The following is a 13,687-nucleotide window of genomic DNA, read 5'->3' as shown; positions in this document are numbered from 1 at the left end:
ATTGATTCTTCATTTAATAACTCAGCTTTGTCTACACTTTATATCGTAGCTACACCAATTGGAAACTTAGGAGATTTCTCTCAACGAGCTATCGAAACTCTAAATTCAGCTGACTACATAGCCTGCGAGGATACCCGAACCTCAAGCAAGCTTCTACAACGATTTGGGATTAATAAACCCACATTCTCATTCCATCAGCATAATGAACATTCCAAGGTTAAGCATGTGCTAAATATCTTAGAAGCCAATCAAAGTGTTGCCTTGATTTCGGATGCAGGTATGCCTGGAATTTCAGATCCAGGATTCCTCGCTATAAGGGCTGCTAAACAAGAAGGCTATGATGTAATAGTAGTTCCAGGGCCTGATGCCGCTACTACGGCTCTTGTTGCAAGCGGATTACCAAGTGATCGTTATGTATTTGAAGGGTTTTTACCTCAAAAAAAGGGGCGGCAGAAACGTCTTTCTCAACTAGTCGGGGAAGAACGAACACTCATTATCTATGAAAGCCCCAACAGGTTGATAAAATTACTTGGCGAACTGGAGCAATACTTTGAACCAGATCGTTTAATCGCCGTTGCAAGAGAACTAACTAAATCTTTTGAAGAAATTGTAAGGGGCACAATAACCGAAGTAAAAGAAGAGTTTTCTTCGCGTGATTCTATAAAAGGCGAAATTGTGGTAATTATTTCAGGTAAAGGGTACTCAGAATGAATACATGGCTGTCGAATAAATGGGCATTATCTGGAACTGCAGGTATATTATTAGCACTAAGCTTTCCTCCTGTAAACCTCTCTTTTTTATCTATTCCTGCGTTCATCCTTTTCTTCAAACTGATTGATGAGTGTGAATCCTATAAACAAACTGCTTATTACACATATTTAGGGTTTCTTATTTGGAATTTAGGAGCTACGTACTGGTTAATGATGGCCAGTATTGGAGCTGGCACTGCAGCTATTTTGGCTAATAGTGTATTGATGACTATTCCTCTGGCTTTATCACTTTTTTTCTCGAGAAAGTTTAGCTCTCCATTTCTTGTAGCCTTACTACAAGCCTCTGCCTGGGTTAGTTATGAGTTTTTGCATCATCATTGGGATTTAGCATGGCCCTGGCTGGCAATCGGAAATGCATGGTCTAATCATATAGGTATGATCCAATACATATCTATCACTGGACACCTTGGGATTTCTTTTTGGGTTGTTTTTACGGCTGCTTTGGCAACTCAGACTATCAAATATAAATCAAAGCTGCTTCTGAACAGTTCAATTGCATCTCTCCTAGTTCTTCCCCTCCTCTCCTTAATTTATTTTGCTGTATCAGAACTTCCTTCTAATCATGAAAATGTTACCAGAGTGGCGGTAATTCAACCTAATCATGACTCCTATGAAGATTATGGAGGCATGAGTGGAGCAGGAGAAGTATTGGATAGTCTTTTTTCAATCACTCAAAAAACCCGTCTCGAGAATACCGAACTCATTGTTTGGCCTGAAAATGCAATCGATAAGCCCATCTTTTTTAATTCTTACACTAGTCAGCGTATTGCAGACTCCGCAAGAGCGTGGAATACAGATTTCATAGTGGGTACCGGGCTTTATACCATTTATGATGAAGAACCTGATTTATACCGCGGCTTAATTAATGGGAGGCCTTATAATGTGTTTAACTCTGCCCTCTATGTAGAGAACAATGGCTTCAAATCAAGGTACGACAAAGCTAATTTAGTTCCCATTGTTGAGCGTTTTCCATTCTTACCTTTCTTCTCAAAAATAGACGTGTTTGGATGGATAGATTGGGGTAGGCAAGCGGGTTTTGGACAAGGTAACACTCCTGATATGTTAGAAGCAGAGACTTACTCTACTCCTGGTCTTGTCTGCTATGATTCAGTATATCCTTCATGGACTAGAAAATTCGTAACTGATGGAGCAGATTTTATAACTATCATAACCAACGACGGATGGTGGGGTAATTCGAGTGGACATCTCCAACATTTTGCTTATGCTCGTTTAAGAGCTATTGAATTTGATCGTTGGATAGTAAGAAGCGCCAATAATGGTACTTCCGGAATCATTAGACCAGATGGAACCATTGAGCAGAAAACAGATTATTGGATCCGCACAGGGTTTACTTCTACCATCCCCAATGTTCAAACTTCTACCCTTTATGCACGGTTTGGAGATTGGGTTTCCTACCTCACCCTTGCTTTAACTTTCCTGGGTTTATTGATTGGAAGGTTTAGGAAAGCAAAAGCTGCTGTTACCTCGAACGAATAGCAATTCTGATATTAAATCGGATATCATGATTCGTCCTGGTGGGTAAGTCAATAGCTTCAATCCTGCTATAGGTATATTCAAAATTCGAAGAAATAGTTCTTGAAATTTGATATCCAAGGTTTAGAGATCCGTTTATTCGTTTTCTCTCTGTTGTTCTTTTTGTTTTCCTGCTATCACTTATAGCCTGACCTATGCTTGGTAGCTGATCTGCATCCCTAAGTGTATTACTTAAGTCAGTATCCAGCTTATAGCTGTTCTCCAAATCATTATCTATGCTCCCTCTAATACTCATATCTATATTGTTTTTTATACCTGGGAGAAAAGAAATCTTCACGTTTCTAAAGGTATAGTTAACAGCAAAATCGATACCACTCGTAAGGGTTTCGGTTACCCTACTACTGTTTATTGCAAAGGCGGAAATCACTGAACGATCATAACCTAACTCTGTCCGAAGGTTCGATTTCCAGGTCACATTTAGCTTTGCTAGAGGAGAGAATCTCCGTTCCACACGAATTGAAGTTGGTTCATACAAACCTCTTTCATCCAACACAGTAAAATCACCTAACGACTGCCCAGGCTGTAACCCTGTCACTGCATTTAAACTCCAATCTACCCGGTAAGTACCCCGATAAGAGTGAACCAGGGTTGCTGTATTCATGTATTGACCCAAAAACGGGATGTATTGTTCTAACCTGGACCAATTTATCCGCCACTGAGGTAATGGAAAAGCGATAAATCCCTTATCTCCTCTACCAACACTTCCACCTCCTAAATAGGCTTTTCTAAAATCATCTTGAAGAGTATTACGATTAAGAACCCCTCTTCCATCTCCGTTGCCCGTTGAATCTCTTAGTACCGTGCTACCTTCGGTAATATCATCATAGGCGGCCTCAATCTGCCTGGTTAGCAAGTCCTCGTACCCTCCTCCAAAAGCCCAAACAGAGGTAGTATAATTTCCTGACTCAGTGGTAGTAGAGTTAAATTCTCCTGCTGTACTAACTACTAAATTCTCAGTCCTGGTATTCGAAAACGAGGCAGTCCAATCTAAATCAATCGTCATATTCTGAAACGGAGAGATTCTTGTTCCGGCAGTTATCTGATCCTGATAGCGGTTATTTGCAGGAAACCTTATTTCATTAATTCCATCGATATTTCCAATTAACTGAGACCGGGGAATGCGTTCCTGTAATCCAATTCTATAGCCGAAAGGAGGAGAAAAATTATCGCTACCAGTATTGTTGAAAGTATAGAAGATCTGTGATTGCCCACTATATCCCGGTTGACTTCCACTTTTGGTTCTTTTGTATCCAAATGAAAAATCTTTCATACTGAATATAGCCAGGAATGCTTTTCGACCTACATAACGTAAATCTTTACCCAATTGGGGACTAGGCCTTGGCGTACGAAGGCTATCCGGAGTATTATTTTCAATTTCCCTGTTCCGGGCTTCTCTCGCTGATTTCCGTTCAGCGGTTTCAGATTTATCGGAATCCTGAATTTTATTATAGAAGCCAAGCTTATTGAAAATACGATCTGTATTTAATCTTACGGTATTATCTAACTGAAAAGTGTTCGCAACACTTGACCCAAGATTTGATCCTCTTGGGCTATTATTCCATTGATATCCCCCCCCGTATGAAGCATTATAGCTCAACCAGTTTATGGCCTCAATCTTTGAGAAATCGGGACGCCAGGATGCGGTGTACCGTTCGGAATAAGTAGATCGTCTGGCGGTGAGTGAATCTGATACTATCCCTTTTAGCACCTCAAAAGTTGGAACCACATCATAACTACTGCTATCTACTCCAGAAGCGTTCCGGTCTTTTATACCTGCACTTGAAAGGTCAAAGCTGGTACTGGAGTTAAAAGTAATGGGTATAGAGGGAGTCAGGCTATAATTCAGTGAAAAATTGTTTTGCTGAGTAAATGCATGCTGTTGATTCAGCGGTTGAAGTGTATTCGGATCATTTAAATTTCTCCGTCTTGATTCATCATATCTACGAGTTAATGTACTGGATGTGGTTATTGACGAAGGCATATAGCCAAGTCTCAACCCTGCTAAAGCTTTAGCAAGAGGTACATTCTTTGTAAAAGCAAAGGGACGGAACAACCGAACCTGCCTCAATCGGAGGCTATACTGAGCAGAAGCCCTATAGTCCCATCTATCCTGAAAACTTAACTGAGGATTCTTGGAATACCCCTTATTGTACACATAGCTTAAGCGGAGATTGTCTATGGTATACTGAGCAAGTTTACTTTTCGAACCTGTCTTAGAAATATTCGACATATTAAATGAGAAGTTCTCACTCACCGTCTGAATATCACTTATTTTGTCGTCTATAATAGACTGTTTCTCACCGCTGCTTATATCTGTTCTTGAGTTTACTGCATCCTCAAAATCTGTTAACCGGATATCCCCTTGATCTGGCAGATATTTTGGTGTTTGAGTATTTCGTCGATTTGAAATGCTTACCGGAAAATTCCACCCATACCTATCTGGTACCAACTTATGTAAATTAACTGTTGTGCTTATGGTATACCCTAATTGATCAGAGATAGATCGGTCTCCTAATCGGGAATCAAGCCCACCAAAACCATTTGTACGACGACTTAGATTTGCATTTACAGTAGCAAAATCAGCTAATTTCACTGTCGATTTAGCATTTGCAGCCCAACCAAGTTCGTTGTCAAATCCTGATACCCGTAATTCGTTTAACCAAAATTCAGCATCCAAACTTGGAGTTCCCGGAGAATTGGAATCATTGGCATCATAGGGATTACGAATCCCGAGACCTATCTCAGTTACCCTGTCTAATGAAGGATTACCTCTTATTGCCAGTGTTGCTCCTTCTACTGCTTCATCTCCAATAAGAGTAGTAAGTAACCCATCCTCTTCGTATAAAACCGTTGGATCTTCTCCATTTTCATCCCTTCGTTGCTTTAATACATTGAATGCAGAGATGAGAATGTTCATGCTATTCTCATCGTACCTCCAGATTTCCTGAGCCTCTTCTGACAAACCTGCCGGATCATTGATATTGTAATTGAAGTTTCTAGGCCTGGACGGTGTAACCGGTTGTCGGTATTCATAGAAGTTGTTCTCAAGGTCACTACCGATCCTCACTACCAATTCTGCATCCCCAGCATCATCAAAACCCTCACCATGTACAAACATCCTCATATTTGAATAGTTGAGAAGATTCAATTTGCCAGGATATACTTTCTTGATCATATGGATTTCTCCTGAGCCAAGCCCTTCAACATTAAGTACAATGGATTGCTCATTCTCAAGAGCCTGAACTTGTGCACCTCTGTTTAGTGCACGAATCGAACCATCTGGTTGTCGGTAAGGAAAAGGCTCACGATTGGCATTTTCCTCAATGTTTATGGTAGAAATTTTGAAGTTATCAACACTGACAGGTGATTCTGTAAGCTCTGTTACTTTTCTCCACTGGCTACCAATAAATTCAAAGGTTGCGAAGCGCATCGTAAAAGGACGCTGATAGCCTGAAAGCCAAAGTCTCATGTAAGAGATATTCTGGAAATTATCGACGTTACCAATCTTCCGCTTAAAATCGGTAAGTGGTAACCTTACAAGGTACCAGGCCAGAGTATTTGAAGTGTCCGAGTCTGCATTTCCAACAACTACTTTATCAACGATATAGGTACCATCTACACCGATCTGAAGCTGATTTTGATCAGCTGGATTAAAATCGATTTCATACTGGAAATATGAATTTGATTGCTGAACCGAGGTACTTACAAGGCCTTCAGTATCAGGTTTGAGTGTAATAGCTGTTTTGTCACTATTCGTTGAGCTTTCAGGGGTATTTCCATCATGATACCCTAACATCCTAAAGAACCGCTCATTCAATTCAAGATCACGTACTATGGATTGATTGTAATACACATAATCATCATTGGAGGGGTCAGCCTGAACATCCTGGAACATTTCGCTACCATCTCCATAATCCACTCTTATTTGTTCAATGAAATCTGCGAATAAATTGCCTTCATCTAAGCCATTTGCTCCGGAAGTACCCGGGTTGGGAGCACCATCTAAACCAACATCCTCAAGTTGCCTGTTCGAGTTTGAAAATTGATTAAGCTGAAACGGAGGAGAGGGAGAAATATATGACCGAGCCTGCCCAACAGGGTCATCCTCAACCAGATTATTAAGTACTGAGGAAAGGCCGTCTTCTGTATTCAATTGACCATTCGGGATCACATCTTCCGAAATAATCCCCAAATCCAGATACATTTTTCCTTCATAAAATGACTCTAGCCCAGTAGGGTCTTCTCCGTTAGGTAGTACGGGTTGAATCCAAAACTCCAGGAATTCAATATTGTTTTGAACCAGATCTTCCTGCCCGGGAGGAATTACTGCCGTCATCCCTCCCCATGTCCTTTCAGGCTCGTTCTCTAAAAGGTTTTTTAGATCCATGTTATAATTGTAGGGACCTCGATTAGTAGGATCGTAAAACACATCTAACGGTGTGAGTTGGGCATCGTTTGCATTAACAATTTCCCTTCCTCTAAATACTTCATCAATACGAATCGGCCTGGATTCAATATTATATGTCGCGTTTCCAATGGAAGTGAGGTTCCTGGGAATGGAATACCAGGAAAATTGAGATCTTAAATCAGAACGAGCTTTCCGATCAGCCAGAGATTGTGGCGGAGTATTATCAGGATCAAAGAAATAAGAATCATCGCTTGCGTAACCTGGAATAGCTGCCGGTGCCGTTGCCAGGTTCCATCTGGTTGGGTTTACGAAACTGATACTGTATTCCGCTCCCTCAAAGTCATCAATAAATACCAATCCATTCTCTTCATCCTCAAAAAGCTCACCATTATCAATAGCTTCCTGAACTGCGTTTGTTTGAGCTACTCCTGGTCGTAGTTGTGCAAATTCTCCAGTGAAAGAAAAATTGGAGGGTGTTCTTGTTTGAAGTAGTGGAATCTTATCAATAAACCGTGTAAGCCAGGGAGTATCAAATTGTGCCCTTGCGTCGAGTCCTAAAATGGTGTTGTTAATAGGTTCGTTACCAATTCTGATTTTATCTGAAAGGGGTTGTTCCCTTAATTGGAAAAAAGTACTCCCGATTCTAATGTCATCACTTACAGTATATTCCGCCCTTATTCCTGTGAAATTTTTCTGTCCGATAATACTGAACTGATTGCTTTCGTATTCAATCTCGATTTCTTGTCCCGGAGCAAGATATTTATCATTTAAGATTGTCAGACTACCAAAGGAATAATCTACTTCATAATCACTTCCTTCCGTCAGTTCAACATTATTTGCAAACACCTTGACAGAACCCTCTACTAACCCAAAATCAAGGATGAAGCTACCAGATACTCCACCACTTGAAACACCAGAAACTTCATAGTTTCCGTTCTTAGAGCTCACACGGGCATCTGTCTGTTTTAAATCATACAGTTCAGTAAAAGCAAAAGCGTCTCGTACTGAATCCGTTACGATGCCATCAAGCAAGTTGAAAACCCTATCTCCAAACGGTTCCAAATAGGGAAACATTAACTTCCCGGTTTCACTGTTTAGAATTGGAGATATAAAATCTACGATATTATCCTTTCCGATTGCCCCTTCCGAATCTACCCTATCAAGCCCCAAATCTTCCAATAATTCCTGGCTACGATTTGGTAATGAAAATACAGGCTGATTACCTCTTGTTTCCGTGATGTTAAGTTCAAAACCTTCAGGTGTAAATCCTGTAACCCCTAATGAATAAATATTTCTCATGGTTAATAGCCATGCCCGATCTTGAGTGGTCATACCACCTGGCCTTAATAGCTTGAGATATAGCTTATTCCCCTCTGTTGCTGTCAACTCACCAACTTGAACAGGCTGCCCATCCGATGGATTACTGTAAACATAAGAGACAGCAATCGCATCACCGGAGTTAATGAAGCTTTTCATACTTATGAAGCCCAGAGCGCGATTAAATGTATAGTCTACACCCTCTTCAAGTAACTCAAAACTGGCATCTACATATTCCTGAGAAGTAACACCAAAATCTTCGTTTGTTGCACCACTATTGGTTGGCCTTAGTGCATCTAGTAACGCCTGTTCAAAAATATCATCTTCATTACTTGGTAATCCACCAGAGGTGTTAACGCCAAGATCAAGTAATGCTATTGCAGGAACGGTTCTGTCACTTGCAGATTGATCGGTAGCACGACTAACATAAACATAGAGCTCCGTTACTTGATAAGGCTGTAAAATATTTTGTGGATCAGCCAGTGATTCCTCAAACAAGCTTCGATTAAAAAAATCGAGGAAAAAGTGCCTGCCATCTTCATAATCAGCCGGGCTTAAACTTATTTGGGTTTCCTGAGAACCTCCGTTTATCTTTTTGGAATTATTCTTCCCTTCTTGTTGAGATATAACAGAAGTAACTTTTAGAGGGCCTAATTCACTTACTGCCTTGATACCAAAAAGAGCTTTTCCCCCACTAACTAATGAGTTACCTGTTTCCATAGAAACATTCCCCATCTCAATACTCTTAATAATCTCATCTTCATAGCCTCGGTATACAATACTGAGTCGGTTCTCGAAGTCAAATTGTCGTTCCGTATCCCAATCTGTAGCAATTGTTAGCTTATCTCCAATTGTACCTTGAATATTAAGCTGAAGGTTTTGATTAAATGTAGGATCCACCCTCCTTCTCTGATCCGGGGATAAGGTTCCGTCATCTAAGGTTTGGATGGAAGCTCCCACGTTCATATTGGCTGAACCGTTCACTCTCAGATTTACTTCATTAGTCCCAAAGATGGTAGTAAAAGCAGAATTCTCTCCTCCCGGTACATTAATCTTAAAATCCAATAAGCCCCGGCCCTCGTCCTCCTGGCTTCGAGACTCTCGTACCAGGATAGATTGGATCTGATCTTTTTGTTGCTCTTTTTTTAGGTCGGCATATGTCTCAAAATCTGTAACTGTTGGGTAGAAAAAGTCCCTCCCAAATATTGTTCGCTTAATCCTGTAGGTAGACAAGCTGTCCCATGTAACATCAGTTTGATAAAATCCTGGAGTTCTACCGTATAGACTTCGGCTTTTATTGATAGAAAGTGCACTAATCCTTGCTCCCTGGGAATTCGAAAAGAATTTGATCTCGTTTAATGTACTATCAGGGGCTACTGATAGTGAATCTGACACTTCCTGGGCATAAGAAACACGTACCCCTGCAAGCACACCAAAAAGCATCAAATATGTGATTAGAAAATAAAGCCTTAAAATAAGTCTCACCGAAGCTGATTATTTTCGGTTTTGAAAGTTTTGTAGCTTTATTCGATAGGCATTTATTCTAAGATGATAATTTTGAGCAAATGAGCCCAGATAATACCATATATTTAGATTTGTTGAAAGCTTTCGAACTGAATGCTCTCTTTAAAAACTTAATGGTTAAGTTGTTCGTTGAGTTTACGTTCGAGGCAAAAAAATAGTGTTCAGGCATCCATAAATTTCAGATTTGATTTATATAAATAACAAAATACAATTGGATTTACTGAAGAGGCATGTTGGGCCTTTTTTGTTTTGCTTCTTCACTTTGATGTTTTTGTTATTAATGCAATTCCTCATCCTTTATGTAGACAGGCTCATAGGTAAAGATATTCCCATTCCAATAATCATCGAATTAATACTTACCAATCTGGCTTATATGGTAGTTTTAGCAGCACCTATGGCTGTATTGGTATCTACGTTGATGGCTTTTGGAAAATTTTCGGAGCTAAATGAACTCACCGCATTAAGATCTGCTGGGATAAACCCGCTTGCCATTATTCGCCCGGTACTTCTCGCTTCGATTATCTTATCCATCTTTTTAGTCTGGTTTTCGAATAATGTCTTACCTGAGGCTAATAACAAAGCCCGCTCTCTCTTTATTGATATTCGCCTCAAAAAACCCGGATTTGAGCTAGAACCCAACATCTTTTACAATGGCATAGATGGTTACATTTTTCTGGTGGATGAAATTAACCCCGAAACGGATAGCTTATACGGGGTTACACTTTTTCAGGAGCCAAGTAATGCCAGAGATCGTGCTTTTATAAAATCCAATCGCGGTTTCTTAAAAAGTGAGGGAACAAATGGACTCTCCCTTATCCTTGAAGATGGAGAAATGATACGGTTTTTGACAAGTAAAGCAGGTCAAGGACGTCAAAATCAGGAATTGACCAAGTTTGAAAAGTATCGAATTACTTTTGATCTGTCTGACCTTGAGTTCTCTCGCTCTAACCCGGAACAAAGAAGTCGCTCGGATAGAACCATGAGTGCCCAAGCAATGTCGGTGGTTGTAGATACCTTAAAAAAAGAGATCCGAGATTATGAAGTGGAGGTTGCTGAATTTAGTAGCTACAAGTCTTTTTATAAAGTTTCAGAAGAACCCGAAAACCAAAATAAAAACCTGTTCACATTGCCATTCGAAGTGGATACAATGGATGCACTCCCTCAATCCAACTTATTCACTTTAAGCACATTGAAGACTAAAGAATTCAGAGATCGTGCATTGAGGACTAGTGTCTCCAGATTTGAAGATCATAAATCAAAAATAGAGAATATAAACTCTAATATGCTTTGGAGACTCAAGAGGGTAAATAAATACCTCGTAGAAATACATAAGAAGTTTTCAATTCCTTTTGCTTGTATAGTTTTTGTACTACTCGGAGCTCCAATCGGAATTATGACAAAACGTGGTAATTTTGGTTATGCTGCAATAATTAGTGCGGTAATACTCACGATATATTGGATATCAATTATTCAAGGAGAAAAACTAGCCGACCGACTTTTTATATCCCCGTTCTGGGGGATGTGGGGTTTTAATGTCATTTTCTCAGGTGTTGGTATCCTCTTAATAATTCATTTAATGACAGACCTTAGGCCAACAAAACTATTTCCTAAACGGTGATTAAGCACTTCAACAAATATGTTTTTTTAAGGTTGCTAAGTATCACTCTGTTTGTGCTCCTTATACTGATCTTTATCTTCATAATGATAGACTTCTCTGAGAATAGTGATGATTTTAGTGATCGCGGAGCTACTATGGCAGAGATTTGGGGAGATTATTACCTGAACTATATACCGGAGATGATCCGGTTAGTAATACCTGTTGCCGTGTTTTCTGCCTGCCTCTTTTTAACAGGACAATTATCTGAGCGCCTCGAAATAACTGCCCTGAAAGCTGCAGGTGTAAGTTTGTATAAACTCACAATCCCTTATTTCGCTTTTGCTATTTTATCAGCAGGTACGATTAGTGTATTAGATGCTTATGTAATCCCTGAATCAAATAAGAAGAGAATTGAATTTGAGGATTCATTTATCAAACAAAAGAACGAAAGGATTGACCGTAACGATATTTTCCGAGAGATATCACCAAATAACATTCTTCAGGTAAATTACTTTGACAAAACTCAGGAAACTGCTTATCGGGTACGCATTTTTCATTTCGACAGTCTTAGTTTGAAAAGTAGCACTACAGCTACCAACATGTCCTGGAAGGAGGATATTCAAAAATGGAGAATGGTTTCTGTAAGAGTTTTCGAATACTCCGACTCCGGATATACAGTTACTCAATTTTCTGGGAAGGACACCTCGTTATCAGTTACTCCTAAAGATTTATCGCGCACTACATCTGATGTATATCAGCTTACTTATCCTGAAGCTCAGCGCTACATTGAATCAATTCAAAGAAGTGGAGCCGGGGGAATAAATATTCCTAAGGTTCATTTTTATGGCAGGCTTGCTTACCCCTTATCTATTATTGTAGTGATCCTTATAGGTTTCTCTGTGGCTTCAGTGAGGAGAAAAGGTGGAAAAGGGATTTATATAGCTGTGGGTTTGACTATAAGCTTTTTATATCTGGCCTTCATGAAAATAGTGGAACCTTTTGGAAGCCATGGAAGCATGGCTCCAGAATTAGCGGCAATCCTTCCACATATCTTTTTCCTGATAGTTGGTTTATTCCTGCTTATAAATGCAAAGAAATAATCAGGCCTCTGGTTGAGGACCGCGATACATCGGTATTTCTACTTTATCGCGAGTATTAATAGTCCCGTTCTCATCCTCATATCTTTTGATGTTGTCGTTTAAAGCCATAGCAAGTCGTTTTGCATGATCCGGAGTAAGGATCATTCTTTTGGCAACTTTAGCTTTCGGGACTCCAGGCATCACCGCAATAAAATCGAGTATAAATTCAGACGGAGAATGAGTAATCATTACAAGGTTGGAATAGGTTCCATTGGCTTCCTGTTCCGGAAGCTCTATTTCCATCTTGCTGGCCTTTCCTGTTGGGTTATCTTTCGACATAATATTCCTTTTATTCAATAAAGCCCTGATCTTGCATCCAGGCATCATTATAAATTTTACCGATGTAACGTGTACCGCTATCCGGTAATATAATCACTGCCACATCATCTTTTGACAGAGGGTTTTCTGAAAAATACTTCAAAGCCCCTTCAACAGCCGCTCCGCAAGACCATCCAACAAATAATCCTTCTTCTTTCGCAAGTCTTCTGGTAGTAAGGGCAGAATCTTTATCATTTACCTGGAGCACTTCATCGATAAAGTCGAATTCAATTGTCCCTGGAATAATATCCTCTCCAATACCTTCAGTCATATAGGGTTTGATTTCATTCTTGTCAAACTCACCAGTCTCGAAATATTTTTTATAGACAGAGCCTACAGAATCAATCCCTATTACTTTTACATTGGGATTCTGTTCTTTTAAGTATTTCCCCACTCCTGAAATTGTCCCTCCTGTACCCATTCCGGCAATGTAGTGAGTAATCTTACCTTCTGTTTGCTCCCAAATTTCGGGCCCTGTTGTCTCATAATGAGCCTTAAGGTTACTTTTATTATCGTATTGGTTCGGGTAATATGAATTTGGTATCTCGGTACTTAGCCTTTTTGCTACTGAGTAGTAGCTTTCCGGGTCTTCAGGCTCAACGTTTGTAGGACATACAATTACTTCCGCTCCTACTGCCTTAAGAATATCAACTTTCGACTGGCTTTGTTTATCTGTTGTAGTAAAAATACACTTATACCCTTTCGCTATAGCCGTAAGAGCGAGCCCCATCCCTGTGTTTCCAGAAGTACCTTCAATAATAGTACCTCCTGGCTTGATTAAGCCAGCCTTCTCCGCATCTTCAATCATTTTAATAGCGATACGATCTTTGATACTATTTCCTGGATTAAAGTATTCAACTTTAACAAGTATAGTCCCTTCAGAATTACCATTTACATGATTCAATTTTACAAGAGGAGTATTTCCTACTGCTTCAAGAATGGAGTTTAGATACATAAAATGATTGATTTAAAATTCGACCAAAACTAAGAAATAAATCAACCACCAGCATTAAGCGATTAAAAGAATTATAGCTCTTATACTTTTGACTTTTTTCTATTC

The 13,687-nt window shown here is 39.7% G+C and carries 7 protein-coding genes; 4 read left to right on the top strand and 3 right to left on the bottom strand.

Annotated features, from left to right (window positions below; all coding sequences use genetic code 11):
• Nucleotides 1-27: 27 nt before the first annotated feature.
• The gene (gene rsmI, locus ED557_12690; GenBank protein RNC79982.1) at nt 28-711 is read left to right on the top strand and encodes a 16S rRNA (cytidine(1402)-2'-O)-methyltransferase; all 684 of its coding nucleotides are present in this window, start codon (nt 28-30) and stop codon (nt 709-711) included.
• Entirely contained in the window at nt 708-2,267 is a 1,560-nt protein-coding gene (lnt, locus tag ED557_12685; protein ID RNC79981.1) for an apolipoprotein N-acyltransferase, read from the top strand. The genes rsmI and lnt overlap by 4 nt, the downstream gene beginning before the upstream one ends.
• On the opposite strand, the gene sprA is transcribed toward lnt, so the two are convergent.
• Nucleotides 2,251-9,492 carry a cell surface protein SprA gene (gene sprA, locus ED557_12680; GenBank protein ID RNC80135.1) on the bottom strand — a complete coding sequence of 2,414 codons (7,242 nt, stop codon included), beginning with the start codon at nt 9,490-9,492 and terminating at the stop codon, nt 2,251-2,253. The two genes, lnt and sprA, sit on opposite strands and share 17 nt — an antisense overlap.
• A 265-nt stretch (nt 9,493-9,757) precedes the next feature.
• Between sprA and ED557_12675 the strand changes: the two genes are divergently transcribed.
• The gene (locus ED557_12675) at nt 9,758-11,191 is read left to right on the top strand and encodes a YjgP/YjgQ family permease (GenBank protein ID RNC79980.1); all 1,434 of its coding nucleotides are present in this window, start codon (nt 9,758-9,760) and stop codon (nt 11,189-11,191) included.
• Nucleotides 11,188-12,270, top strand: coding sequence for a YjgP/YjgQ family permease (locus tag ED557_12670; GenBank protein RNC79979.1), 1,083 nt, complete (start codon nt 11,188-11,190; stop codon nt 12,268-12,270). Before ED557_12675 ends, ED557_12670 begins: the two co-directional genes overlap by 4 nt.
• On the opposite strand, the gene ED557_12665 is transcribed toward ED557_12670, so the two are convergent.
• Both ED557_12665 and ED557_12660 read right to left on the bottom strand, forming a co-directional pair.
• The gene (locus ED557_12665) at nt 12,271-12,588 is read right to left on the bottom strand and encodes a DUF3467 domain-containing protein (protein ID RNC79978.1); all 318 of its coding nucleotides are present in this window, start codon (nt 12,586-12,588) and stop codon (nt 12,271-12,273) included. It abuts the gene before it with no gap.
• A 10-nt stretch (nt 12,589-12,598) separates the two neighbouring features.
• Entirely contained in the window at nt 12,599-13,582 is a 984-nt protein-coding gene (locus tag ED557_12660; GenBank protein RNC79977.1) for a pyridoxal-phosphate dependent enzyme, read from the bottom strand.
• Nucleotides 13,583-13,687: the final 105 nt, after the last annotated feature.

The organism is Balneola sp. (assembly GCA_003712055.1).
Lineage (GTDB): Bacteria > Bacteroidota > Rhodothermia > Balneolales > Balneolaceae > RHLJ01.
Note: the sequence above shows the minus strand (reverse complement) of the source record. Positions and strands in the feature narration are given on the sequence as shown.